The following is a 25,502-nucleotide window of genomic DNA, read 5'->3' on the forward strand; positions in this document are numbered from 1 at the left end:
TTTTCGTGCATCAACAAAGGAGGATGGAATGAACTACAGACTGAAACTAGCTTTGCTAGCTGCACTCGCAACGGCGCCAATCGGGCCGGCAACCGCACAGCCGATCACGTTCGACATCGATCCGGTTCATTCCGGCATAGTGTTCTTCATCAATCATCTCGGCTTCTCCAACGTCATCGGCGTCGCAAAAGAGTTCTCCGGGGAATTCACCTTCGACAAGGACGCGCCTGAGGCCAGCAAGCTGCAGGCCAAGGTCAAGGTGTCCAGCATCTCCACCAACAATGCCCAGCGCGACAGCGACATCCAGGGCGCCGACTGGTTCAATGCCACCGAGTTTCCGGAGATCACCTTCGTCGGCGCCAAATTCACCAAGTCCAGCGACAAGCAGGGCACCATCACGGGCGATCTCACCATCGCCGGTGTGACCAAGCCGGTGACGCTCGACGTGACCTTCAACGGCCAGGGCAAGAACCCGTGGGACGGCAGTCTTGAGGCCGGCTTCAGCGCGACTGCCAAGTTGAAGCGCAGCGACTTCGGCATGACGGCCAATCTTCCCCTGATCGGGGACGAGGTCACGCTGCGCATCGAAACGGAGGGGCGCGGCCGCAGCTGACGGCGGCTTCGCGTTGTCCTGAGCGCGCCGGACGTCCTCGCGGATGTCCGGCGGTGCTGACTGATAGGCTGCGCGTGGCAATCGTGCCGCAACATTCGCCCATGTAGCGGCAACGAGAGACCATGGCGCGCCGACGATCGGCGCGCCATGGTCTGGCTCGGCTCTCGGGAGGTGGCTGCGCGCTTAAGCGATCGACGAGCGATCGTCGGCTTCGAGGCCTTGCCACGAGCCACGCTCGTAGAGCCACCTGGCCGTATTCTTGATGCCGCCAAACGGAAAGACATGCAGCTGCGCGATTGCCGACTCCGGCTTTGCCCGCAGATGGTGCTCGATCGGGCCGACGAAGCTCTCCGGCGAGTGACTGGTGGCAAGGGCGGCAAGCGAGGCGCTGCGCTTTTTCAAGAAATTCAGCGAATTGCCGACGCCGCACAAGGCGGCGTATTTTAGCAAGGTCGTGATCTTGGCAGGACCGGCCACGCCAAGATGGATCGGCAGGTCCACCCCGGAAACCGCCAGGCCGTCCGCCCAGGCGATGAACTTGTCCGCGTCGAAGCCAAATTGGGTGACGACACGCATCTTTGCCCCGGTCCGCTCGGCCCAGGCGCTCTTCATCCGGAGCGCTGCAATCGCCGCCTCGTCGCCAAAGTCGCGACTGCCTTCCGGATGGCCGGCTATACCAACCTCGGTGATGCCGTACTTGTCAACGAAACCAGTCTGGAGCACCTCGAAAGAGGAGGAAAATGAACCGGCTGGGGTAGCCACGTCGCCGCCGATGATGAGCAAGTCGCGGACACCCGCTTCCTCAGCCAAAGCCTTCACCCGCGTTTCCAGCGCTTGGCGCGTGGTCAGTCGGCGAGCGGCCATATGGGGAACCGCGGTGTAGCCAAGGTCCGCGACGCGACGCGCTGCCTTGACCAGGGTCGGCGTGTCCGCCAGGCCGATATCGGTGATGTAGACCCGGACCCCCGACGGGAAAAGGCCCGGCAGGTCAGGGGAGTCGATCACCTGGCTTGGCGCCATCTCGATCGAGGCGTCGATAGAGGAGGGGCGGATAGCAGCTTTTTCCATGCGCGTGGCTCCGTTGTTAGGCGAAGACGACGGTCTTGCGTCCATTGAGCAAGACCCGATCCTGAAGGTGGAAGGCGACCGCGCGGGCCAGCACGCGGCGTTCGATGTCCCGACCCTTGCGAACGAGGTCCTCGGGCGTGTCGGCATGGGTCACATGTTCGACGTCCTGGGCGATGATCGGACCCTCGTCCAAGTCTTCGGTGACGTAGTGCGCCGTTGCTCCGATCATCTTCACGCCGCGCTCATGCGCCTGGTGATAGGGCTTGGCGCCCTTGAAACCCGGCAGGAAAGAATGGTGGATGTTGATGCAGCGGCCGGAGAGATAGGCTGAGAAGTCGTCGGATAGGATCTGCATATAGCGGGCCAGCACGATAAGCTCGGCGCCGCTATCTTCGATCACGCGCTTGATCTTCGCCTCCTGGGTGGCCTTGGTCTCATGGCTGATCGGGAAGTGGTGGAAGGGAATGGTGTCGTCGGAGGTTAGGTTGAGACCTTCTCGCGGATGGTTGGAGACGATGGCGACAACCTGCATGGGCAACTCGCCCAGTCGTTGGCGGTAAAGCAGGTCTACCAGGCAGTGGTCGAATTTCGAGACAAGCAGCAGAACCTTGCGGGGCAGGTTCTGGGGCCGCAATGTCCATTGCAGGCCGAAGCGGTTGACCTCCTCGGAAAAACGCCCGGCGAGATCATCGAGGGGCGAAGGCAAATCGAACGCTACCCTCATGAAGAACCGATCCGTCTCGGAGTCGTCGAATTGCTGGGCCGCGGTGATGTTGGCGCCATGTGCTGCCAAACGGCTCGCCACGCCGGCGACGATGCCCGGCCGGTTCTTGCATTGGAGCGTAAGCAGATAGGACTTTTCCATACCCGGTCTCCGGGTTGACGGCCGAGCTGAAGGGCAAGGCGGTTTCTCGCGTCGCAAGGCGACACCGGCAGGAGGTCCCGCCAGTCTGTTGTCGTCGGGTGCGGTTGCCGTGAGGAGAGGGCGGCCGTGATGCCGCCCTCGGTTCAGGCGTGCGGCTTAGGCGTTCTTGCGATAGCTGGTGCGTGCGTGCGCGTCGATCGGCGCCGGGTGGACGGTGGCGCGGATCTTGAACTGCACGTGGTCTTCAACCTGCACCTTGGAGGATGGCTTGGGCTCGCCCCAGACCACCACCAGTTCGGTGCCAGGCTCTGCCACTGCCGCATCCACGACCGCGATCGACATCATCGAACGGTAGTTGGCCGAGTATCCGGTATGAAGCGAACGCCCGGCCAAGCTTCCGTTTGGCGCCTCGACCCGGTCGTAGTGATAGGTCGCGTAGTGGGCGATCGGAAGGTTGATGAACTTCGCTCCGACACCTGGCTGGTACATCGAGGCCCACGCCTTGGCGACGTCGTCGCCGTTCCACTGCAGCGTCACCTTGCGGTTGGCCGTGGTCTGGCCGTCGGCGACCTGGGCCTCGAGGGCCTTGCGGCCGATGAAGTCGTGGTCGAATTTGACGATCTTTCCGTAGCCCACGTCGTAGGGCGAGAAGTAATAGTCCTCGATGTTTTCGGAAAAGAAGCTTCCGCCTAGAGACACATTGGCATCGATCTCGTCCGCGCTAAGCCACTTGCGGAAGCCCGCCGTGCTCTTGCCCGAGTAGAACGCCGGCAACGGGCGCGGAAGCCATCCGGACTCGAGCGAGTTGGTCAGGTAAGCCCGGCCGCCGACCTGAATCATGTTGTGCTTTTTGCCCGCCTCGAGCAGAGCGGCCCGAACGACCTCATGATCGGCCCAGGGCCCGACGAACTCGAAGCCTGGTTCGCCCGCCATGCCGTGGCGAAGCGCGCGGACCATCTTGCCGGCGATCGTGAAGCGGGTGCCGTGGAAGAACTTCACATCCGGCGGCTCGCCGCCGATGAGTTCCCGGATCACGTTGAACGCGCCAGGTCCCTGGATCTCGTAGCGGTAGCACAGCGGATTTCCCTTGCGGGCATAGGACGGATTGTCCCGCACAAGCTCGACGTCGTAACCGCCGGTCTCGGCATGATACTGAAGCCAGTTGATCGTCGGCGGAATGCCCACCGCCTGGAATTCGTCTTCCTCATAGCGGAACAGGATGTTGTCGCCGATGAGCTGGCCCTCGTCGTTGACCGCTACATACTGCTTCGCGGCGTTGACGGGAAAGTATTCAACGCTGTTGATCGCCGTGTCGCGGATGAGCTTCAGCGCATCCTTGCCGCGGATGTTTAGGTCGGCGAGATGGTGCGACTGGTCATAGAGCACGGCGTTGCTGCGCCAAGCGAGCTGTTCGTCGCGCCAGTTGGTGAATTCCGGCGTCACCGGCGTGCTGACGATCGGCGGGCTCTGCGATTCCCAGAGCATGGTTTGGGCGCTTCCAGCGTCAGCGATCTTCTGTTCGAGATTAGCAGCCATTTTCAATCCTCCTGTGCAGCTCCTTTCCGGCTAAGCCCTTGCAAGACATCTAACAACCCAATAGGTTCGATACAGGTGATCGAAATTTTGCATAGAGAGTAGGCGCCATGCTGTCGGAGGAACTTGCCCAGATCGACCTGAATGCCTTGCAGGCATTGGTCATGGTCAGCGACTGCCGGTCCTTTTCAGAGGCGTCGGAGCGCCTCGGCGTCAATCAGTCGACGATCAGCTATTCGATCAAGCGGCTTCGAAAGGCCTTCAACGACCCGATGTTCGTTCGCCAGGGCAACTCGATCCTGTCGACCGACAAATGCCGTCAGCTCGCCCAGGAAGCGCGCGATGTCCTCGAGCGCATGCAGGCGTTGTCCTCTCTGCAAGGTTTTGATCCCGCTACGTCCACGGGCAGCGTGACGATCTCCTGTAACCATCACGAGCGTATGTTCCTGATGCCGGCCTTCGTGCGCCAGGTCCAGCAGCAGGCGCCCCAGATCGCAGTCAACATTTTTGAATCCGCGGTGCACGGCAGGCAGCAGCTCAAGGAAAACATCTGCGATATCGTGCTTGGCCCGGTGGCGATTTTCGGCGATATCTACTACCGGCGCAAACTCTTCACCGACCGCTACGCTTGCATCATGGATTCCAGCCATCCGCTTGCGGCCGGCGAACTGACGATGGATCGCTACCGGCAGACGCGGCATATCGCCGTGACCCACAATGGCCAGTGGGAGGCGTTGTACTTCGCGGCGCTTCGGGCAATCGACGTCAGGATTACGCCGAGCGTGATCGTGCCGAGCCACGACAATCTTGAAGCATTGATCCGGGGCACGGAGCTGGTCGCGACCATTCCCTATCGCCTGGCCCGCCGGCTTTCGGACAAGTTGACGTTAAAACCTTTCCCTCTCGAGGTGCTGATCCAGATCGACATGTATTGGACCGAGCGTTCTCACTATTCGGGCCTGCATGCGTGGACGCGCCAGATCCTCGCCGACGTGGCGGCAACGATCTGAGCGGTCCGAAGCCCAGCCGAGGCTGGTGTGGTCTCTGGGATGGTAACCGCCGCGTCAGACAGTGGCGCCGAGCATGATCACGGAGATCGTCGCCGGCTGGTCGCCTGGATTGCGCCATGCGTGACGAGTGCCCTGCTGGACTACGGTGTCGCCGGCATTTAGCTCGACAGTCCTGCCGTCATCGAGTTCCAGGATCAGTCTGCCCTTGACCACCGTGACGTAGTCGACGGTCGGGGTCTGGTGCATGCCAGGGCTGTCCGGCTCCATCCGCTCGGCAATGCCAGGTGACGCCTCGATGAGTTCGGGACCAGCTACCGCGGGGTTCCATTCCGATGACATGTAGACGCTGTCGGGAGGGAAAGTAATGATCCAGAACGATGATCCGCCTGCCGGCATGACCATGGTGCCGGTCGTCTCCATGGGGTCCTTGTTGTCGATGCTCCGCAGCTCTGGCGCCTCCTCGATTTTCCACTGTGGCGACGATACGAAACCTGGCGTGTGGCGCAGGACCATTTCCCCAGGGGAGGGACCGTCACTGACGACCACTGACTTACCGGCGTTGTCCCTGCCAGTGACGATGCGCCGAACCTGCATATCAAACCTCCCAGGTAGATGTTCAAAGTCACAGTGCCGAGATGAGGCAAGCGAGCGCCCAAAAAAGCGGGAATTCCGGTCCCATCTGCTGCCAGCGCCATTTGGCGCCGTTGATCTTCACCACTGCGTAGGCTGCTCCGAGCAGCACGACGATCGCGCAACCGGTTGCTGCTTTCGAATAGACGTTGAAAATCATGCCGAGCGCGGCAAGCACCTCGAGGACGATTGTCAGGACAAGGAATGCCTTGCCAGGCTTCAGACCGGCCTTCTCAAATGTGACCGGCGCCTTATCGAAGTTCCTGACCTTCCCGATCAGATGCGGCAGGAACCAGACTCCACATAGGATCCTCAGGCAGTCCTGAGGCTGCAACTCGAACGGCATTGTACGTCTCCTCCCAGCAGCGTGACGGCTGCAGTCGTTGTGAGCGGGCCCGGTTTTGGCCGCCAGCCACCCTGCGAAATCGAGCGTAGGCCCGAGGGCAGCAGCGATGGTTGGTACCGGCACCGCAAATCGGGTCTTGCGTCTCCCAATCCAGATACTGTACGGTATCCACAGTCAAATCGGAATGTCAACTCGATCCGGTTGGCGGTATTTGAGGAGGAACATCGTGACAGTGATGATGCGCGCCGCACGGTTGCATGCGGTAAACGAACCAATGCGGATCGAGGAGATCGCCAAGCCTCGAGCGTGCGGAACAGATGTCGTGGTCGAGGTCAAAGCCTGCGGTATGGTCCCGAACCTCGCCAACGTGCTGAACAACTGGGAGAACTGGTATCCTCACCAGCCGCTGCCTCCCAAGCCCGCGACGTTTGGCCTTGACCCCGCCGGCATCGTGCACGAAGTGGGCGAGCAGGTCGTTGCCTTGAAGCCCGGAGACCGTGTCTACGTCAATCCGTTGCGTTCGTGCGGTGCCTGCCACGCCTGCGCCAGCGGCAACCAGATGAAGTGCGACTACTTCACCTTCGCCGGATATTTCGGGTTCAATCGCAACAGCCTGGAAATCTACAAGCGCTATCCCGGCGGCGGCTTCGCTCAATTCATGCGCGCGCCCCAGAGCGCCATCGTCAAGATACCCGACAATATGACGTTTCCGCAGGCTGCCCGCATGGGCTATCTCGGCACGTCCTATTCGGCGCTCAAGAAGCTGGGCAACCTTGCGGGCAAGTCGCTGATCATCAACGGCGCGACCGGGACGCTGGGTGTCGGCGCCACCATGTTCGCGCTCGCCATGGGGATATCCACCATCTACGCGGTCGCGCGCGGCAAGCCATTGCTGGAAAAGCTGAAGTGCCTCGCGCCGAACCGGATCGAGATTTTTTCCAGCCTGGACGGCAAGGTCGCGGACTGGGTGCGCTCCAAGCACCACTCCGGCGCGGATCTCATGCTCGACAGCCTTGGCGCGGTGGCCGACGTCAACGCCATGAGGGACGCGATGATGGGCGTCAAACGCGGCGGCACCATCGTCAACATCGGCGGTACGGGCGCCGACATGCTGTTCAACACCAAATGGTGGATGGACAATTCGATGGTGCTCACCGGTTCGGCCTGGCTCAGCACCGCGGAGGGCATCGAGATAGCGGAGCTGGTCCGGTCTGGCGCGGTCGACCTGTCCGTGCTGGAAGCCCGCACCTATCCGCTGGACCAGATCAATGAGGCGATCAACGGCGTAGCCTCGGGCGACGGTGGCTTCACCAACTATGTGCTGGAGCCCTGAGCTGCGGTTGGAGAATGCCATGATAATCGACTGCCACGGTCACTACACCACCGAGCCCCCGGCGCATCATGCCTATCGCAAGGCCCAGGTGGCGTTTGCCGAGGGCCAGCGCGACGCAGGTCCGGTCTATCCCGCCATAAGCGACGAGACGCTTCGCGCGACCGTCGAAGAAAACCAGCTTCGTCTTCAGCAGGAGCGCGGCTCGGACGTGACAATTTTGTCGCCCCGGGCCTCGGGCATGGGTCATCATGTCGGCAGCGCTGCGCTGAATGCCGAATGGTCCCGTGTCTCCAATGATCTCATTGCGCGCATCGTGGACCTGTTCCCGCTGAACTTTGCCGGTGTCTGCCAGCTGCCGCAGTCGATGAGCGGTGACCTCGCTCCTGTGCTGGCTGAACTCGAGCGCTGTGTGGACGAGCTCGGCTTCGTCGGCTGCAATCTCAACCCCGATCCGTCCGGCGGCTTCTGGTCCGCGCCGCCAATCTATGACCGCTACTGGTATCCGCTCTTCGAGAGGATGGTCGAGCTCCAGGTGCCGGCCATGATCCATGTCTCGGGCGCGTGCTCGGACTGCCTGCACACCACCGGTGCGCACTACATCAATGCCGACACCACGGTGTTCATGCAGTTGATCCAGGGCGACCTGTTTCGCGCTTTCCCAGACCTCAAGCTAATCATTCCCCACGGCGGCGGCGCGGTTCCCTATCACTGGGGCCGCTATCGCGGGCTGGCAATCATGATGGAAAAGCCGGATCTCGCCACGCACCTGATGCGCAACGTCTATTTCGACACCTGCGTCTACCACCAGGCGGGGATCGACACGCTGTTTCGCGTGATCGGTCCGGACCACATCCTCTTCGGCTCGGAACTGCTGGGCGCGGTCAAGGCGGTTGACCCGCTGACCGGCTTCAACTTCGACGACACGCGCCGTTACATCGATGCTTTGGGCCTCGACGAAGCCGACCGCGCGGCGGTGTTCGAGGGCAATGCGCGCAAAGTCTACCCGCGGCTGGACGAGAGGCTCAAGCGACAGGGTCGCTAGCGAGGTCCGGCCGGCACGAATCTCTGGAGATATCAATGGCAAAAGTCGTGACAAACACCGAACGTACGCCGATCGAAGTGTGCGACGCACTGGGCGCGCTGGGGGTGGCAACCGTTCACGAGGCCCAGGGACGCAAGGGGCTGCTGGCCTCGCGGCTGCGTCCCATCTATGACGGCGCCAGGATCGGCGGCAATGCGCTTACCTGCGAGGTGGCGCCGGGCGACAACTGGACCATTCATGTTGCATTGGAGCAGGCGCGGCCGGGCGATGTGCTCGTCGTGACTCCGATCTCTCCATGCGAAGACGGATTTTTCGGCGACCTTCTGGCTGAATCGGCGATGGCGCTCGGCATCCGAGGCCTCGTGATCGATGCCGGCGTGCGCGATGTGGCTGCTTTGCGAGCGATGAAGTTCCCGGTCTGGTCGAAGGCGATCTTCGCTCAGGGAACGGTAAAGGAGACGCCGTGCGATTGCCAGGTTCCGATCATCTGCGCCGGTGCCCGCATCTGCCCTGGCGACGTGATCGTCGCCGATGATGATGGCGTCTGCGTGGTGCCCCGTGCCAATGCCGAGTTGGTTGCGAGAACGGCACGAGAGCGGGAGGCGGCCGAGGAAGACAAACGTCGCCTCTACGCTGCAGGCAAGCTCAGCCTAGACGTCAACTCAATGCGCGAACGGCTGCGCTTGAAGGGACTTGTCTACGAATAGGCACCCGACGTCCACGAAGGAGAATCGGTCGGCCTTCCAACGTGGCGTGGCATAGTTCGCGTCAGGACGCTGCAGTCCGCTTGCGCACGGCCTTTCCGTTCTTATGCCTAAAAAGATGAGCCTCGTGCATCGACGTCAGCGCGACCCGCACCATTTCGCCGGGCGCCCTGTCGTCCATAAAGCTCGACATGCCGCCATAGACGAGTTCGAGGACGATACCGCCGACATAGAGTGGCCGGGGTTCCGCATCCCCATACGGAAACAGCTTCTCAGACAACAGCCTGCCCAGCCCTTCCCACTGGTCCCTGAACAGGCGCAGGTGCCGATCCTCCAGCGTGTTGTCGCGGCGCGCGATGCGCAGCAGGTCGATGGCCAGCGTTCCCCAGCGCTTGTCCTTGGCGCGTTGGTTGGCCCATTCGCAAATGGATTCGATGACATCCTTCGGCTCGTCAACGCTGCGAAGCCTTTCGGTCAGTTCGACCACATCTCCGCCGGCGTTGCGCTCCAGCAGTTGCAGGAAGATGTCTTCCTTGTTCGTGAAATTGGAGTAGAAGGCCCCCTTCGAGAAGCCGGCCTCCTCTGCGATCCGCTCGATCGATGCGCCGGAATAGCCGTCTCGGGCCACCATCTCGCTGGCCGAAGCCAAAAGCTTTTCGCGCGTCAAGGCTTGGCTTTGTTCACGGGTCAGTCGCGCCATCTTTGATCATCCAATGAACGTATCGGGATACCTAGCGTATCTGAGCAAGCAACTTAGGGTCGTCGACCTCCAAGGGCAAGCGAAGGTGAGGGGTCAGTTGCGGGATTGCTTTGGTGCACGGCAGGATGGGTTCAGCCGACTGTGGTGCAAGCGGCGTCGAGGTAAGAAGCATCGAAGGCGTGCAGCGCTTGGCTCCGAAGGGCCTCATCGAGCAAATGCGCGCGGATCATCAGGTCGATCGTCGTGCGCAACGCGTTTGCCGGCACGGCCAGCTTGTCCGGCCACATGCCCATGTCACGCATGTATCCTAGAGCACGATTGGCCAGGGTGGAGCTTTCCGGCGTGGTGATGCGTTGGAAGATCGGCAATGTTACGTCCTGCCGCGCCGGTTCATTGGTGATCGCATGGGCCTCAATCAGGGCGTTGATGAAGCGTATGACCACATCTCGATTGGCTTGCAGCCACGATGATCGGCCGATGACCGCGGTGAAGAGGATCTCGGGTATGAACTCATTGACCTCGCCGATCAGCTTGTAGCCTTGGTCCTCGGCCAGGAAGTTCCACGGCGCGGGCTGGGGAGCACAGTCGGCTTGCCCGGCCTGCAGCGCCTCCCACCGTTTAGTATGAATACCCGCAAGTACGAATTCGTAGTCGGCGGGGTAGTGCAGTCCTTGGGAAGCCAGCACAATCTGCGTGTAAATCGCAGTACCCTCGGTGAGCGAGGACGTGCCGATCCTCTTTCCTCGAAGGTCCGCCAGGGTGGCGATTTCTGGCCGCGCCACGAGAGACATCGGCAGCCGCACTGCATTGGCCGCAACAATGCGCAGTTCTCCACCGTTCACGAAGTCCGCGACTGCTCCTTCTGGCGGCGTAATCGCAAGGTCGGCCTCACTCTCAAGGACAGCTCCCGTTGCCTTGTCGACGCTGCCGAAGCGCTTGTATTTGATGGCAATGCCGTGCTTGCCGAATAATCCCAACTCGTCTGCAAGGAAGACCGGAAGCCAATTGAACCCCTGCGCTCCGCCCGCGAGGCGAAGCTGGGCAGGCGTGGAAGGATCAGCTGTCGTGTTTTCGGCCATTGGCTCCTCCCGCCGTATTCAGCACTGGGCGTCTAAATACTATAGGTATTGGAATTCCAATCGGTATGTCAATCGGCCACGCTTTTTTCCTCGCAGCCCGGCTGACTGAGCTACCGTGAACAATGGTCCGCGTGCTCTCGATCGCGAAAAGCGGCCAACAGGGGCTACGGCCCTTGGCACCATACCGCACATGCTATCGTGAATTCGAAGCGGTCCTAAACGGCGCCGCTTCTCTTAAGTCCAGTTCCGGACGCCAGATTCTTGCTGCCGGTCCACGCATCCAAGGCCCTAGCCGAGTGCCCTAGACGAAGACCTGATCGATTGAGCTAAATCATTGAATAAAAGATAAAAATGGTTGGCTGGGGTTCCTGGAAGCTTTTCGAACTTTCTGGGTCGCGCCTCAGCCGGAATTGCGGGTGCTTATCGGCAGTGAGAGCGAGGAGCCGGGGTAGATAGAGAGTCCCGCTTGGCAAGCCGTCCCGAACGTGGGACGGATTCCACAGTGCCTCGCCAAGTTCGGTGGCAATCCTTGGTGTTTAGAAGCTTGGCATTAAGCAACCATGCTGCTCTAGAAGAAGTTTCGCGGCGACGCGCGTCCGACTGACGCAGCGCGTCGATTGTGTCTGCGATGATCGTCCGCCCCTCAGGAACACAATTGAAAGGTTCGCCTTGATAGGACCGGGACTACAGGCTCCGTCTATCTGTCGTGGCCGCGAATGTTTCCAACGGTATCTCACATACTCCTAGAATTCCTAGATCGTTGCGGTGCTGGGTCTTAGGACCCGGCGAGCAAGAAGCGCCGCGCGGGTGACGTCGACCCTGGCACTCTCCAAGCAGAACGATCACTCTAGTTCTGTTGTACGGGTTCTCTTCAGCAAGCACGATTGGGGGGCGCGGCAAGTTGTTCGATATTGCTGGCTGCCATTTCGCAATCTCATCACATTTGGCTTGGAAGGCCAACCGTCAAGAAACGTTGTTAGAGATACTCAGAGGTTCTTCGAGAGAAATTGCGAGGGAAGTCAACGTCTGTCATGGTTAAATTAGCAGATAAGTAATATATGGAAGTAGTATATAACCGTGTATGCCAATCGTGCCATTCCAAAAGAAAAGATGATTTTAGCTCTTTCCCTTCACAAAACACTTAACAAGCGATCACGAATATGTTACCGGTTTGGTGTAGAGTGGCGGGGCGAAATCTGCGACCAAACTACGGCGGCAAAATTTCATAGTGTCTGGCAATTTGCCTGACGCTAGGTGGCTGGTGCACGTCACGGGGGTGCCGCGACGTGGCAAGCGTCAATCACAGCGTCTGCTGTGAACTATCAAGCGTGTTTGGGGTGCGAGACTTATCGGGATAGCGCCGCAGACGATCACCTCAAGACCTAGGATGGCGCGGGTTTCGCGATGTCCTTCGAAAAGACAATACCCACTACCTTGTGCCGCTGGTGAGTAGGCACGGGGACTAATTTGCCTTGGCCGTATTCAGGATTGAGCTATGCGTAGGTGCGAAGACATAGGTCAGGGAGATATTGCCACGATGACGAAGCTTCATAGCCCAAGAGTCTGGGCCAGTCGCGCCTTCATGGACTCGACGCGGATCAAAGGGTTCACGGCGGATCCTTTGCCGACCGGAATGCGTCTCGGTCAGATGGCGGAGTTGAACGAAACCGGCGAACGGATGTCGGCCGATCATTTCCCGAAGGAGATATTCGCCAAGTATCCGGACAAGAAAGAAGGCAAGCAGGCGGATCTAGTTCTTGCCGCAGGCGCGGTGGTGATTTCGGCGGCCTGTGCCGATGTGCTGCGGCAATTCGATCTCGGTCATTCCTCGCTCTATCCGATCAAGCTCCTCCAGCATGACCGCAAGACGCCTGTGGAGGGCGAGTATTTTTGCCTCAATATCGGCGAGCGCAAAGATGCTTTTCTGGCTGAGTCTTCACGAGAGGTCACTAAACTCGGATCCGGGAAACTACTCGTGCGATCCTATCTTCCCGACGATGATGTGGCGGTCAGCCCGGCTGCGCTCGATGGCCCTGATCTGTGGGTAAGTCCGCCCTTGATCCGCATTTTCTTTCTGAGCGACCGGCTAACCCAAGCACTACGGGCGGCAAAAATGGGAAGAGTTTTCGGTTTTCGCACCTGCCGTATTGTTGAAACTGACTGATATCGTCCAAGGGGGCATGTCATGGCGATACCTTTTGCGTTCCAGATACACCATATTTTTCCAACAAAATTGTTTGATGACCCACGAATTGCAGAATCTCTGCAGCAGTTACTTGCTGTAACTGGCACTAACTTCACAATGGATATGGCTGGCAACGAGATTGCGCTCTTCAGCGACCCCGAAGTTGCGGCCTATGTGCGGGCGCTCACGAATGCAGACGGAAGCAATGTCTACTACGACAGCGGTTTTGGCAGCGTAATTCACACAGGCGATCACCCGGGCTATACCGAGTTTCTCACCCGCAGTATTTTTGAAGTTCTTGAATCTAATCTGACAAATGATCAGAAGATATCGGAAGTATACAAACTCCATTACTTCGCGACACAAGTGAGTCAGGGGCTTGTCACCTTCGAAGGCCAGACTTTGGGCGTAGCGGGCACTGCGGTCTATGCGGACACTCTCGCCGACGCTTATGATAACTTGGCCGGTCAGCACCGTCCATATGATCCTGCGCAACCGCCTCTACACGGGACTGTTCCAGTGGAACGGCAAATTGCATCAGGGCAAGCACGAACCTCTCGTATCGATCGAACTATGGGAGCGGGTCCAGGGCGTCCTGACGGGCCGCAATGCGGTGCCGACCCATCCGATAGGAAACGAGTTCGCCTTCACCGGCCTGATGACCTGCACCGAATGCGGCTGCGCCATCGTGGCGGAGATCAAGAAGGGCAAATACGTCTATTATCACTGCACGGGGCATACCAACAAAGGCCGGGGCGGATACGGTGATTGCCGTCGCAAATATGTCCGGGAGGAAGTGCTCGATCGGGCATTCGCCAACCTGCTCGACCGGTTGCACTTCGACGAAGAGATACTGGAATGGGTAAAGGCAGCCCTCATGGCCAGCCATGCCGACGAGCGCCGCGAGCATGAACAGGCGATCCATCGATGCCAGGTCGAGCACAAGCGGCTCGAGGATCGGTTGCACGCCATGTATCTCGACAAGCTCGATGGCCGCGTCGACAACGCCTTCTACGACCGGATGTCGGCACAGTGGCGAACCGAACAGACGCGGCTGCTTCGCGAGATAGAGCGCCATGGCAGCGCCGAGGAATCATACATGGAGGATGGCATCCGGCTGTTGGAATTGGCGCGCAACGCCAGCCGACTGTTTGCGAAACAGCCCGTGCATGAAAAAAAACGGCTCTTGAATCTTGTACTGTCGAACTGCCAATGGGACCAAGGCGAGGTTCACGCTGTCTTCAGGCAACCGTTTGATCTACTTGCGGAAACGGTCGCGTCTGGAGCAGCCATAGGCGCTGAGCAGACCGCTATACCAACAGGGAGTCCAGTTTGGCTGGGGCGCCAGGATTCGAACCTGGGAATGTCGGTACCAAAAACCGATGCCTTACCACTTGGCGACGCCCCAGCAGCCGGGCGGTGCCCGCTGCGCGCGGCCTTATAGGACGAGCCGGTCGAAAGCTCAATGCTTGGACCGCTGACATCCAAAGTAATCTTGCCGCATGTCTGCGCCGGCGGATTGCCGCCGCGTTCGGGCGTAATCTGGAGGGGAGATCGATCCGGCGACCGGAATTGCGGGCTATTCGCCCCACACGGCCAACTCGTTGCCGGCCGGGTCGGTGAAGTGGAACCGCCTGCCGCCTGGGAAGGAAAAGATCGGCCTGATGATGCTGCCTCCGGCATTCTCAACGGCCTCCAGCGTCTCCTCCAGGTTTTCGGAATAGAGCACGGGCAGCGGTCTGGCGGGCGCTTCGCCCGCAGCGGCCTGGAAGCCGCCGTCGAGCCCCTCGGCAAAAGCGGAGTAAGTTGGCCCGTAATCGGTGAAAGACCAGGAAAACGCCGCGCTGTAGAAGGATTTGACGCTGTCCAGCGTGCCGCCGGTGGCCGGAAGTTCCAGATAGTCGAGTTTTCCCTCGAGTTTCATCGCGCTACTCCACTTTGTTCTTGTTGTGTTCTATCTCGCGCAACTCACACCGGCAAGTCTTTTTGACGCAGCTTTTGCTTAATCGATTGTAGTCGCGGCGCTTGCTTTGCCGGCGCTTGCCTTTCGCAATGCAGCATCTTATCGCTCGGATCGGAAGGGCGGGGACCGGGGCCTTGGCCCGGGTGTTGTCTATCTTCCAAGGGACCTGGAGGGCATGCATGACCAAGTGGGTTTACACCTTCGGCGACGGTGCCGCTGAAGGCCGAGCCGGTGATCGCAACCTGCTCGGCGGCAAGGGCGCCAACCTTGCCGAGATGTGCAGCCTCGGCCTGCCGGTGCCGCCGGGCTTCACCATCACCACTGAAGTCTGCAATGCCTATTACGCCAACGGCCGCACCTATCCGACATCGCTTGAAGCGGATGTCCTTGCGGCGCTCGACCATATCGGCAGGCTCACCGGCCGCAATTTCGGCGATCCGTCGAAGCTGCTTCTGGTCTCGGTGCGCTCCGGCGCCCGCGCTTCGATGCCAGGCATGATGGATACCGTGCTCAATCTCGGCCTCAACGACGAGACGGTCGAGGCGCTTGCCGCCGATTCCGGCGATGCCCGCTTTGCCTATGACAGTTACCGCCGCTTCATCCAGATGTATTCCGACGTCGTCATGGGCCTCGATCACGAGGTTTTCGAGGAAATTCTCGAGGACCAGAAGGCGAGCCTCGGCCATGAGCTCGACACCGAGCTGACGGCCATCGAATGGCAGGGTGTGATCGCGCTCTACAAGGCCAAGGTCGAGGAGGAGCTCGGCAAGCCGTTCCCGCAGGACCCGCGCGAGCAGCTCTGGGGCGCCATCGGCGCCGTGTTTTCGAGCTGGATGAACAACCGCGCCATCACCTACCGTCGCCTGCACGACATCCCGGAAAGCTGGGGCACGGCGGTCAACGTCCAGGCCATGGTGTTCGGCAATATGGGCGACACCTCCGCCACCGGCGTTGCCTTCACCCGCAATCCCTCGACCGGCGAAAAGCAGCTCTATGGCGAATTCCTGGTCAATGCGCAGGGCGAGGACGTGGTGGCCGGCATCCGCACGCCGCAGAACATAACCGAGGCCGCGCGCATCGCTGCGGGCTCTGACAAGCCCTCGCTGCAGAAACTGATGCCGGAAGCTTTCCAGTCCTTCGTCGATATTTCCGACCGGCTGGAGAAGCATTACCGCGACATGCAGGACCTCGAATTCACCATCGAGCGCGGCAAATTGTGGATGCTGCAGACCCGCTCCGGCAAGCGTACCGCCAAGGCGGCGCTCAGGATTGCCGTCGAGATGGCGAAAGACGGGCTGATCACGAAAGAGGAGGCGGTTGCCCGCATCGATCCGGCCTCGCTCGACCAGCTCCTGCATCCGACCATCGATCCCAAGGCGGCGCGCGACGTCATCGGCGTCGGCCTGCCGGCCTCGCCGGGCGCGGCCACCGGCGAGATCGTCTTCTCCTCCGGTGAGGCCGAGGATGCCAAGGCGCAAGGCCGCAAGGTCATTCTCGTGCGCGTCGAGACCAGCCCGGAGGACATCCACGGCATGCATGCCGCCGAAGGCATCCTCACCACGCGCGGCGGCATGACCAGTCATGCCGCCGTGGTGGCGCGCGGCATGGGCAAGCCCTGCGTCTCGGGCGCCGGCTCGCTGCGAGTCGACTACAAGGCCGGCACGCTGATCTCGATGGGCCAGACCTTCCGCAAGGGTGACATCATCACCATCGACGGCGGCAACGGCCAGGTGCTGAAGGGCGCCGTCGCCATGCTGCAGCCGGAGCTGTCCGGTGACTTCGCCGCCATCATGGAATGGGCCGATGCCGCGCGCCGCATGAAGGTGCGCACCAATGCCGAGACGCCGCTCGACGCGCGCATGGCGCGCTCCTTCGGCGCCGAAGGCATTGGCCTTTGCCGCACCGAGCACATGTTCTTCGAAGGTGACCGCATTATCGCCATGCGCGAGACGATCCTGGCCGACACCGAGAAGGACAGGCGCTCGGCGCTCGACAAGCTTCTGCCGATGCAGCGTTCGGATTTCCTCGAGCTGTTCGAGATCATGGCGGGCTTGCCGGTGACGATCCGCCTGCTGGACCCGCCGTTGCACGAATTCCTGCCCAAGACCGACGCCGAGCTCGCCGAGGTCGCGACCGCCATGAATGTGCCGGCGGACAAGCTCAGGCAGCGTACCGAGGCGCTGCATGAGTTCAATCCGATGCTCGGGCATCGCGGCTGCCGTCTGGCGGTCTCCTATCCCGAGATCGCCGAGATGCAGGCACGCGCCATTTTCGAGGCGGCGGTTCAGGCCGGCCACAAGGCCGGCGCGCTGGTGGTGCCCGAAATCATGGTGCCGCTGGTCGGCCTCGTGAAGGAGCTGCAATACGTCAAGGCGCGCATCGATGCCGTCGCGCAAAGCGTCATGCAGGAGACCGGCACCAAGATCGACTATCTTACCGGCACCATGATCGAGCTGCCGCGCGCAGCCATCCGCGCCCATGTCATTGCCGAAGCGGCCGAGTTCTTCTCCTTCGGCACCAACGATCTGACCCAGACGACTTTCGGCATCTCGCGCGACGATGCGGCCTCCTTCCTTGAAACCTACCGGCAGAAAGGTATCATCGAACAGGATCCGTTCGTTTCGCTGGACATCGACGGTGTCGGCGAACTGGTGCGGATTGCGGCGGAAAAGGGCAAGGGAACACGACCCGACATCAAGCTCGGCATTTGCGGCGAGCATGGCGGCGACCCGGCCTCGATCCGCTTCTGCGAAGAGGTCGGCCTCGACTATGTGTCATGCTCGCCTTACCGTGTACCGATTGCCCGGCTGGCTGCGGCCCAGGCGGCCGTGGAGGCCGCGAAGGGAAGAGCCAAGCGCGCCTGAACGGCGCGCTCCATCTTACGATTTCGTATGGAAACTCACGCGAACGTGCGCGCGCTGGTTCTCAATCTCGACATCGTTCCTGGGCAGTTTCTGGTTCTCATTACTCGGGGCGTGAAACAGATGTTGCAGATTTCCCCCACCTCTTTCCGATCGATCCTGATCATGCAGACCAAGTTCATAGGCGACATCGTGCTTGCCTCTGCCTTGGCGAAGAACCTTCAGCTCGAATATCCAGGTGTGAAGGTCGTGTTCCTGTGCGATGCCAGGTTTGCTGGATTTCTAACAGCGCATGGCATCGCAGCGGAGGTCGTTTCGTTCAGCCGTGCCGGCATGCGCGGCACGCCGCTCCAGCGCGGGCGCGAGCTTGTCCGGGTTGTGCGAACTTTGCGGCGGCACCGCTTCGACATGGTCATCGACATCACCGATTCCAAGACTTCGCGGCTGGTGTCCGGATTGGTCCGTGCCCCGATTCGTGTCGGCCACTATCCGACGGAGCGACCTCTGCGCTGGCTTGAGCGCCAGCCTGCCAATGTCAGGATGAAGCCGTACGGATTCGGCGAAAAACATTATCTCTTCCGCTATTTGTCGCCGCTCGAGGTGCTCGGCGTCGACCTGCGCGTCAGGGCACCGGCTATCCGTCCGCTGCCCTTCGAAACGACGCAAGCGCTCGCCTTGCTGAGCAAGCATCATTTGCGGCCAAATGCCTTCGTGGCGGTGCATGCGGGGGCGAGCTTCATCGGGCGTCGCTGGCAGCCGGAGCGCTTTGCGGCCGCGATCGAACGGATATCGTCCGAAACTGGCCTGGACGCTGTGCTGATCGGCGGCCCTGATGAGCACGAGGCGGCGGACAAGATCGTGGCGGCAGCGAAAACGCCGGTCGTCAATCTGGTCGGCACGCTCTCGCTCGAAACGTTGCTGGCGCTGCTCAAGGAGGCCAGGTTATTCCTCGGCAATGAGAGTGGCCCGATGCATATGGCGGCCGCAGCCGGCACTCCGGTCGTTGGTCTGTTCGGCCGGACCAATCCGGTTCGATGGGGCCCGGTCGGGGTCCCCAGCATCTCGTTGCGCCCCTCCATGCCCTGCGATTGCGTCGGCGGCGACCTGTGCCGTCGGACCGATTCGAGCAAGGCATGCTGTGTCTGGCGCCTTGAAGTGGATTCCGTGGTCGAGGCGGTGCGCGAACTTTTGGCGCGTACCGACGTGGCGCTTGAGCAGGCGGTCTAGCTCAAGTCTGCTAAAGGCGTGTTGAGCTTTTACAGCTACTCTCCATGCAAATTGTCGCGCGGTGGCTTTTCGGATGCGAACCGTTCCGATTTTCGCCTAGATGCGCGTCTTGTTGACGACATCTTGCGGTTGAGCGGCTTGACGGGCCGGGCATGGGAATGACGGGTTTGCTTCAAAAATCTCTTTGCGCGATCGCGCTATCGCTTGTCGTGCTCTCGGCTGGCAATGCCGGGACGCTGGTCGAACCGACGTTGCATCTGACGCCGCAAGGCGGCGGTGGCCGTGTCGCGCTCACGCTGGACGCCTGCGGCGGGAAGACCGATACGCGCATTCTTTCGGCCCTGGTAGAAAACAAAGTTCCCGCGACTATCTTCGTCACCGGCATCTGGCTGAAGCGCAACGCCGCCGCTGTCGGGATCATGCGCGCGCATCCTGATCTGTTCGAACTGGAAAACCACGGTGGCCGCCATATCCCGGCGGTCGACACGCCCCGCAAGATCTACGGCATCAGCAGTGCCGGCAGTCCAGATGCCGTTCAGGCCGAGGTCGAGTCGGGTGCCGCGGCGCTTGCGAGCGCTGGCGGCCCGCCGCCGAAATGGTTTCGCGGCGCCACCGCCGAATACAGCCCGTCGGCGATCGCCATGATCCGCAAGCTGGGCTTCAAGGTCGCGGGCTTTTCCGTCAATGGCGACGGCGGCTCACTGCTCGGCGCCAGGGAAACCGCCCGGCGCATCGCCGCTGCCAAGGATGGCGACGTCATCATCGCTCACATCAACCAGCCGACCCATGCCGCGGGCGAGGGTGTCGTCCAGGGCCTGCTCGCCCTGAAGCAGAAGGGCCTGACCTTCGTTCGGCTGGACGACGCCGACGACGTCGGCAACGACGGCACCACGGATTAATCCGTGGCGGAGGTTGATGACGACGGCTGGGAGGCTCAGCGACCTCGGAGATCCGCGATGCTTTCCGCCGCAGTCTATCACTCCGGCTTAGTCTCGACCGTCACCTTGCCCGTATAGAACGCGCCGTGATCGCGGATTTCGACCACTTCGTCGAAAGGCCTGCTCATAGGCCCACATCGCGTCCCTGCCGCTGTCGCCGGCCGGCAGCACGCTCCGATAGCTCGCGTTGCCCTTGTAGGGACAATGCGTCGAATGCTCGGTCCTGGCGAGCTTGCTGAGATCGATATCGTCGAAGGGAATATAGAAAACCGCCGGGTAGGGCGGTTCCGACAAGAGCCTGGCCCGGGTAGACCGGGCGATGACGACGTCGCCGGCGCTGACCGTGACGGTGCCGCGATAAGGCTCGATCGTTATCACCTTGTCGGGATTGCGCTGAAAGCCGGGGGCGGGGTTGGCACGCTTGTCCAAGACGGGTCTCCTCGGCAGTTTGAGGAAGGTGCGTGGCGGTTTTTCCGTTCGGAACCGCTCTCGTCCGTCAAAGGTGGATCGGCCCGACGCCTCGCGCAAGGCGGCGCGATGACGCAAAATAGCGTGCAGGCGAAATAATGTTCTAACCGGCGCCGACAGTCAGGCGGCGGCCTGGAATGCGTCCATGAGGCCGGCATAGGCGGCAGCGATGCCGGCGACCGGATTGCTGCTTCTCGCCGCTGTCTCGACCTTCAGCGCGCCGCCGGCGGTCGGCAGCGTGAGCAGCAGGAACTGGCGGTTACCGCCGTCGCCGACGCTTGCGGCGGCGACATACTGGCCTTCTCCATCATTCTCGACGCACATCTTGAACAGCAGCGTTCCGCCGACGGCCTCCAGCGCGCCGCCGACGACTTCGGCAAATTCATCGTCGGAAACGGTTTTGGAGTCCGGCGTCAGATCGTCCAGACTTTCGGCAAGCGTGCTTTCGAGGGCTTTTTCATCGAGCTGCACGTCCATGCGAATCTCTCCATTCGCCAATCTCACCCAGCCCATTAATGAATCTTAACGGCGACGATGGCCGGATTATGGCGGGTTTCAGGGGTCCTCCGCCCATCCGACCGCCTTGGACTTATGGTGGCTGGACAATCCGCCGGATCATTCCACAATGCGTGAAACATGACGCGGAAGCGCGAAAAAAAGGGGAGGAGCCGAGATGCTCGGACTGATGCAGGAATGGCCGCTGCTCTGCCATAAGCTGATCGATCACGCCGAACGCCAGCACGGCGGGCGCGAGATCGTGTCGCGTTCGATCGAAGGCCCGATCGTGCGCACCACCTTTGCCGACATCCGTCATCGGGCGCTCAAAGCGGCGCAGCGGTTGGAGCTTGACGGCTTCGGGCTCGGCGACCGCATCGCAACGCTTGCCTGGAACACCGCCCGCCACATCGAGGCCTGGTACGGCATCATGGGGATCGGCGCGATCTACCACACGCTCAATCCGCGCCTGTTTCCCGAACAGATCGCTTGGATCATGAACGACGCCGAGGACAAGGCGATCTTCGTCGACCTGACCTTCGTGCCGCTGCTGGAAAAGATCGCCAGCCAGATCAGGTCGCTCAGGCAGGTGATCGTGCTGACCGACCAGGCCCATATGCCGCAAACCTCGTTGCCGAACGCTGTCGCCTATGAGGAATGGCTTGCCGAGGCCGACGGCGCCTTCGCCTGGAAGACATTCGACGAGAACACGGCTGCTGGGATGTGCTACACGTCGGGCACGACCGGCGATCCGAAGGGCGTCGTCTACAGCCATCGCTCGAACGTGCTGCACGCCATGATGGCCGCCATGCCCGACGCCATGGGCGTTTCGACGCGCGACGTCGTCCTGCCCGTGGTGCCGATGTTCCATGCCAATGCCTGGGGACTCGGTCAGGCCGCGCCGATGATCGGGGCCAAGCTGGTGATGCCAGGCTGCAAGATGGATGGCGCCTCGATCTACGAATTGCTCGACACCGAGAAGGTAACTTTCAGCGCCGCTGTGCCGACGGTATGGATGATGCTGCTGCAATATCTCGAGGAGACCGGCAAAAAGCTGCCTTATCTCAACAAGGTCGTCATCGGCGGTTCCTCCTGCCCGCGCGCCATCACCGCCAAGTTCCAGGACAAATACGCGGTTGAGGTGGTGCATGCCTGGGGCATGACCGAAATGTCGCCACTCGGCACGTTGTGCACCATGAAGCCGGAATATGAAGGGCTGACCGGCGATGCCAGGCTCGATATCCAGGGCAAGCAGGGCCACCCGCCCTTCGGCGTTGAAATGAAGGTGACAGACGACGAGAACAACGCGCTGCCCTGGGACGGCAAGACCTTCGGGCGACTGAAAGTTCGCGGCCCGGCGGTCGCGCGCGCCTATTACGGCGGCGTCGGCGCCGAGCAGTTCGACGCCGACGGCTGGTTCGACACCGGCGACGTCGCCCATATCGACGCCAGCGGCTATATGCAGATCACCGACCGCGCCAAGGATGTCATCAAATCGGGCGGCGAGTGGATCTCCACCATTGATCTGGAGAACCTGGCCGTCGGGCATTCCGATGTGGCGGAGGCGGCGGCCATCGGCGTGCCGCACTCCAAATGGGGCGAGCGCCCTCTGCTGGTGGTCGTGTGCAAGCCGGGCAAGGAGCCGAGCAAGAGCGATATCCTGACCTTCATGAGCGGCAAGGTGGCCAAGTGGTGGATGCCCGACGACGTCGCCTTCGTCGGCGAGATTCCCCACACGGCGACGGGCAAGATCCAGAAGACCACCTTGCGCCAGCAATTCAAGGAGTATCGGCTGCCGACGGATTGAGGATTGTTAAATCTTTCGGCTTCAAGGCTGGCGCAAAAAGCTCTAAGTCTCGATGCGGACTGGGGTAATGCGGCAGACGATGGCTACAATTCCTGAACGGCAGACGTCGAGGGCGGCCGGCTGGTCGCGGCGGATCGGGGCATTCTCGCTCGTCCTTTTGCTGACCGTCGTTGCCGGCTACCGCCTCGACCTTGTCGACACCCCGCCTTTCCTGTGGGTGCTGGCGCTCGTTGCGCTGCTTGCGGCGCTCGCGCTGCTGCTCGCCGGGCTTGCACTGTCGAGGCTGTGGAATTTCGGCGACCGCGGCGGCCGCGATCTCAGCGTCGGCGCCCTGCTGGCAGTGCTGGTGCTTGCGCCTTTCGGTGTCGCCGCCTACTGGGCGACCATCTATCCGCCGCTGCGCGACATTTCGACCGACGTCGACGACCCGCCGGCGCTCGACACCAGCGACCGGACAAGCGACATGAACGCGCTGTCACCGCCGACGCCCGGCGAGCAGAGCCTGCAGGCGGAAGCATATCCGCTGGTTAGCGGGCGGAGCTACAACCTGCCCTTCGAAACCGTGGTCGATGCTGTCGAGACCGTGCTCGACCGGCGGGACTGGCAGCTGACCGCGCCCTATCCCGACATCAACGGCCAGAGCGAGGCGACGATCACCGCGGTCGCCAGGGGCTTGGTGCTCGGCCTGCCGGCAGATGTGGCCATCCGCGTCGCCGACGACGGCGATTCGGTCGTCGTCGACATGCGTTCGGCCTCGCGCTACGGGCGTCATGACTTGGGCGACAATGCCGACCGTATCACCGATTTCCTCGCCGAGCTCGATCAGGAGGTCGCCGGCCAGGTCGGCGCGGCGCCGGCCGAGTGAGTCAACCGGCAGGCCTGAAAATCCCGTCGATCGCCGGGTCGCCTTCGCTGGCGACGAGACCGCGGGCCACCAGGTCCTCGAGATGCGCGAGAACCGAAAGGCCGGCTGCTCCGTGCAGCCGCGGGTCGGTGTCGCGATAGATCGCCGCGACCATCTCCTTGATGGTTCGGTCGCCGCTCAGGATGCGTTCTAGGATCGCCTGCTCGCGTATCTTGCGATGAGTCTTCAGCCCGCGCATGAAGCTGCGCGGCGCGGTCACCGGTCCGCCATGGCCGGGCAACAGCAGGCGGTCGTCGCGCTCGATCAGCCGGTCGAGCGATTTCATATAGTCGGCCATCGCCCCGTCGGGCGGCGCCACGATGGATGTGGCCCAGGCCATGACATGGTCGGCCGAAAACAGGATGCCTGTCCCCTCCAGCGCAAAGGCCGCGTGGTTGGCGGTATGCCCTGGCGTCAGCACGGTGCGGATCGCCCAGCCGTCGCCATGGGTAAGGCTGCCGTCCGCCAGCGCAATGTCGGGCACGAAGCCCAAATCGGCACTGGCGTCCAGCGGATTGATCTCGCCGATGCGCAGCCGCCGCGCCGGCCGATGCGGGCCCTCGGCGAGCACGGGAGCGCCCGTGCGTTCTTTCAGCCGCGCCGCGAGCCGCGAATGATCGCGGTGGGTATGGCTGACGAAGATATGGCTGACCGGCCTGCCGCCTATTGCCGTGAGCAGCGTTCCGAGATGCTCATCGTCGTCCGGACCTGGATCGATCACTGCCAGCGTGTCGCGGCCGACGAGGTAGCTGTTGGTGCCGTGGAAGGTGAACGGGCTCGGGTTCCTGGCCGTGACGCGCTGGACGTCCGGAGCGACCGTGACCGCCTGGCCATAGGCAGGATCGAAGCGTGCGTCGAATTCAAGTGTCATGCCGGGTCCTGCTGCTCGCGGCAAAATGATTGCCGCATCCTGCCGAAGCCAATATAGGAAAATCAATGCATGTCGCCCAAAACTGCGCAGCAGTCTTGGGAGAACGACACGCATCAGGACGAAATCTTGAAGCGCGCCGCCTGAACTCGTTTCTCCGCGACGCGCCTCAAACACAGCAAATCAGCCACGATGGGGAAGACCATGGCAACTGCAACCACGATGCGCCCGCTCGTTTCTCTCGCTCTGCCCGACCAGGGCGCGGCCCGGCTTGCCAGCCAGCTCTTTCTGGCGCTTGCAGGAACCCTCCTGCTCACCCTGTCGGCGAAGACGAAAGTGGTGTTGGGTCCGGTCGACATCTCGCTGCAGACGCTTGCGGTGCTGCTGATCGCCTCGGCCTTCGGCATGCGTCTTGCCGTCGCGACGCTCCTTCTCTACCTCGCCGAGGGCGCTTTTGGTTTGCCGGTGTTCCAGGGCACGCCGGAAAAGGGCCTCGGCATCGCTTATATGATGGGCTCCACCGGCGGCTACCTTGCCGGCTTCGTGGTGATGGCGGCGATCGCCGGCTGGGCCGCCGACCGCGGCTGGGACCGCCACCCCTTCAAGCTGTTCGGCGCCATGCTTGCCGCCGAGATCGTCATGATGACGATGGGCTTTGCCTGGCTGGCGGCGCTCATCGGACCGGAAAAGTCCTGGCAGTTCGGCGTCGCGCCGTTCATCGCCGGCGACCTGATCAAGGTGGCGCTGGCCGCGAGCCTCGTGCCGGCGGTCTGGGCGCTGCTCAAGCGCTCCTGATCGCGACCAAATGACAAAGGGCCGGTGGGCGCTTGGCGCCGGCCCCTTTTGCGGCACAGCCGGATTCG

24 protein-coding genes, 1 tRNA gene and 1 pseudogene are annotated in these 25,502 nt (G+C 61.7%); 12 read left to right on the forward strand and 14 right to left on the reverse strand.

The genetic code is table 11. The annotated features are described in order from the left end of the window. Positions 1-28: 28 nt before the first annotated feature. Entirely contained in the window at positions 29-613 is a 585-nt protein-coding gene (locus A9K66_RS21925) for a YceI family protein (RefSeq protein WP_067327886.1), read from the forward strand. 183 nt (positions 614-796) lie between these two features. Here A9K66_RS21925 and A9K66_RS21930 read toward each other — a convergent pair whose 3' ends face one another. The 3 genes from A9K66_RS21930 to A9K66_RS21940 form a co-directional block, all read right to left on the reverse strand. Beyond that, positions 797-1,681: a methylenetetrahydrofolate reductase gene (locus tag A9K66_RS21930; RefSeq protein WP_067327887.1), complete on the reverse strand. Its 885-nt coding sequence runs from the start codon at positions 1,679-1,681 to the stop codon at positions 797-799. A 16-nt stretch (positions 1,682-1,697) separates the two neighbouring features. Then, a complete protein-coding gene (gene purU, locus A9K66_RS21935) occupies positions 1,698-2,546 on the reverse strand; it encodes a formyltetrahydrofolate deformylase (RefSeq protein WP_067327888.1) in 849 nt (282 codons plus the stop codon). 156 nt (positions 2,547-2,702) lie between these two features. After that, positions 2,703-4,082, reverse strand: a complete 1,380-nt coding sequence (locus A9K66_RS21940) for an aminomethyltransferase family protein (RefSeq protein ID WP_067327889.1) — start codon at positions 4,080-4,082, stop codon at positions 2,703-2,705. Positions 4,083-4,189: 107 nt separating this feature from the next. Here A9K66_RS21940 and A9K66_RS21945 point away from each other — a divergent pair, with 107 nt between their 5' ends. Next, positions 4,190-5,089: a LysR family transcriptional regulator gene (locus A9K66_RS21945; RefSeq protein ID WP_067327890.1), complete on the forward strand. Its 900-nt coding sequence runs from the start codon at positions 4,190-4,192 to the stop codon at positions 5,087-5,089. A 54-nt stretch (positions 5,090-5,143) separates the two neighbouring features. On the opposite strand, the gene A9K66_RS21950 is transcribed toward A9K66_RS21945, so the two are convergent. Beyond that, positions 5,144-5,683: a cupin domain-containing protein gene (locus A9K66_RS21950; RefSeq protein ID WP_067327891.1), complete on the reverse strand. Its 540-nt coding sequence runs from the start codon at positions 5,681-5,683 to the stop codon at positions 5,144-5,146. Positions 5,684-5,711: 28 nt separating this feature from the next. Beyond that, on the reverse strand, positions 5,712-6,065 hold the full coding sequence (locus A9K66_RS21955) for a DoxX family membrane protein (protein ID WP_066997887.1): 354 nt from the start codon (positions 6,063-6,065) through the stop codon (positions 5,712-5,714). Between the two features lie 235 nt (positions 6,066-6,300). Between A9K66_RS21955 and A9K66_RS21960 the strand changes: the two genes are divergently transcribed. Genes A9K66_RS21960 through A9K66_RS21970 form a run of 3 tightly spaced genes read left to right on the forward strand, consistent with a single transcriptional unit; the run spans position 6,301 to position 9,147 of the window. Further along, positions 6,301-7,398 carry an alcohol dehydrogenase catalytic domain-containing protein gene (locus tag A9K66_RS21960; RefSeq protein ID WP_067327892.1) on the forward strand — a complete coding sequence of 366 codons (1,098 nt, stop codon included), beginning with the start codon at positions 6,301-6,303 and terminating at the stop codon, positions 7,396-7,398. 19 nt (positions 7,399-7,417) lie between these two features. Then, complete coding sequence (locus A9K66_RS21965; RefSeq protein WP_067327893.1) at positions 7,418-8,440, forward strand: amidohydrolase family protein; 1,023 nt, start codon at positions 7,418-7,420, stop codon at positions 8,438-8,440. Between the two features lie 35 nt (positions 8,441-8,475). Continuing rightward, positions 8,476-9,147: a 4-carboxy-4-hydroxy-2-oxoadipate aldolase/oxaloacetate decarboxylase gene (locus tag A9K66_RS21970; RefSeq protein WP_067327894.1), complete on the forward strand. Its 672-nt coding sequence runs from the start codon at positions 8,476-8,478 to the stop codon at positions 9,145-9,147. Between the two features lie 61 nt (positions 9,148-9,208). Here the strand turns inward: A9K66_RS21970 and A9K66_RS21975 are convergent, their stop codons facing one another. Further along, entirely contained in the window at positions 9,209-9,844 is a 636-nt protein-coding gene (locus tag A9K66_RS21975; RefSeq protein ID WP_066997878.1) for a TetR/AcrR family transcriptional regulator, read from the reverse strand. Positions 9,845-9,975: 131 nt separating this feature from the next. Beyond that, on the reverse strand, positions 9,976-10,923 hold the full coding sequence (locus A9K66_RS21980; RefSeq protein ID WP_067327895.1) for an ABC transporter substrate-binding protein: 948 nt from the start codon (positions 10,921-10,923) through the stop codon (positions 9,976-9,978). Positions 10,924-12,460: 1,537 nt separating this feature from the next. On the opposite strand from A9K66_RS21980, the gene A9K66_RS21985 reads away from it, so the two are divergent. Beyond that, the gene (locus A9K66_RS21985) at positions 12,461-13,087 is read left to right on the forward strand and encodes a DUF1629 domain-containing protein (RefSeq protein WP_156751114.1); all 627 of its coding nucleotides are present in this window, start codon (positions 12,461-12,463) and stop codon (positions 13,085-13,087) included. A 108-nt stretch (positions 13,088-13,195) separates the two neighbouring features. On the opposite strand, the gene A9K66_RS21990 is transcribed toward A9K66_RS21985, so the two are convergent. The 4 genes from A9K66_RS21990 to A9K66_RS22005 form a co-directional block, all read right to left on the reverse strand. Further along, positions 13,196-13,582: a hypothetical protein gene (locus A9K66_RS21990; protein WP_156751115.1), complete on the reverse strand. Its 387-nt coding sequence runs from the start codon at positions 13,580-13,582 to the stop codon at positions 13,196-13,198. Between the two features lie 97 nt (positions 13,583-13,679). Next, positions 13,680-14,186 (reverse strand): hypothetical protein, encoded by a 507-nt coding sequence (locus A9K66_RS31290; protein WP_067327898.1) that lies wholly within the window; start codon positions 14,184-14,186, stop codon positions 13,680-13,682. 255 nt (positions 14,187-14,441) lie between these two features. Next, positions 14,442-14,516: transfer RNA gene (locus A9K66_RS22000), tRNA-Gln, on the reverse strand. A gap of 171 nt (positions 14,517-14,687) precedes the next feature. Continuing rightward, complete coding sequence (locus A9K66_RS22005; RefSeq protein ID WP_067327899.1) at positions 14,688-15,032, reverse strand: VOC family protein; 345 nt, start codon at positions 15,030-15,032, stop codon at positions 14,688-14,690. 218 nt (positions 15,033-15,250) lie between these two features. Here A9K66_RS22005 and ppdK point away from each other — a divergent pair, with 218 nt between their 5' ends. The 3 genes from ppdK (at position 15,251) to A9K66_RS22020 (ending at position 20,058) form a co-directional block, all read left to right on the forward strand. After that, on the forward strand, positions 15,251-17,935 hold the full coding sequence (ppdK, locus tag A9K66_RS22010) for a pyruvate, phosphate dikinase (protein WP_067327900.1): 2,685 nt from the start codon (positions 15,251-15,253) through the stop codon (positions 17,933-17,935). A gap of 45 nt (positions 17,936-17,980) precedes the next feature. Further along, on the forward strand, positions 17,981-19,159 hold the full coding sequence (locus A9K66_RS22015; protein WP_245307635.1) for a glycosyltransferase family 9 protein: 1,179 nt from the start codon (positions 17,981-17,983) through the stop codon (positions 19,157-19,159). 152 nt (positions 19,160-19,311) lie between these two features. Further along, positions 19,312-20,058, forward strand: coding sequence for a polysaccharide deacetylase family protein (locus A9K66_RS22020; protein WP_067327901.1), 747 nt, complete (start codon positions 19,312-19,314; stop codon positions 20,056-20,058). A gap of 77 nt (positions 20,059-20,135) precedes the next feature. On the opposite strand, the pseudogene A9K66_RS22025 reads toward A9K66_RS22020, so the two are convergent. Then, positions 20,136-20,526 (reverse strand): annotated as a pseudogene (locus tag A9K66_RS22025) (DUF427 domain-containing protein). A gap of 159 nt (positions 20,527-20,685) precedes the next feature. Next, on the reverse strand, positions 20,686-21,042 hold the full coding sequence (locus tag A9K66_RS22030; RefSeq protein WP_067327902.1) for a hypothetical protein: 357 nt from the start codon (positions 21,040-21,042) through the stop codon (positions 20,686-20,688). A 196-nt stretch (positions 21,043-21,238) separates the two neighbouring features. Here A9K66_RS22030 and A9K66_RS22035 point away from each other — a divergent pair, with 196 nt between their 5' ends. Continuing rightward, positions 21,239-22,867 (forward strand): fatty-acid--CoA ligase, encoded by a 1,629-nt coding sequence (locus tag A9K66_RS22035; protein WP_067327903.1) that lies wholly within the window; start codon positions 21,239-21,241, stop codon positions 22,865-22,867. 79 nt (positions 22,868-22,946) lie between these two features. After that, positions 22,947-23,732, forward strand: coding sequence for a DUF1499 domain-containing protein (locus A9K66_RS22040; protein ID WP_067328027.1), 786 nt, complete (start codon positions 22,947-22,949; stop codon positions 23,730-23,732). Between the two features lies 1 nt (position 23,733). Here the strand turns inward: A9K66_RS22040 and A9K66_RS22045 are convergent, their stop codons facing one another. Further along, on the reverse strand, positions 23,734-24,642 hold the full coding sequence (locus A9K66_RS22045; RefSeq protein ID WP_067327904.1) for an MBL fold metallo-hydrolase: 909 nt from the start codon (positions 24,640-24,642) through the stop codon (positions 23,734-23,736). A 201-nt stretch (positions 24,643-24,843) separates the two neighbouring features. Here A9K66_RS22045 and A9K66_RS22050 point away from each other — a divergent pair, with 201 nt between their 5' ends. Then, on the forward strand, positions 24,844-25,434 hold the full coding sequence (locus tag A9K66_RS22050; protein WP_067327905.1) for a biotin transporter BioY: 591 nt from the start codon (positions 24,844-24,846) through the stop codon (positions 25,432-25,434). Positions 25,435-25,502 lie beyond the last annotated feature (68 nt).

Source organism: Mesorhizobium sp. AA23 (genome assembly GCF_001672435.1).
In the GTDB taxonomy this organism is placed as follows: Bacteria; Pseudomonadota; Alphaproteobacteria; order Rhizobiales; family Rhizobiaceae; genus Mesorhizobium.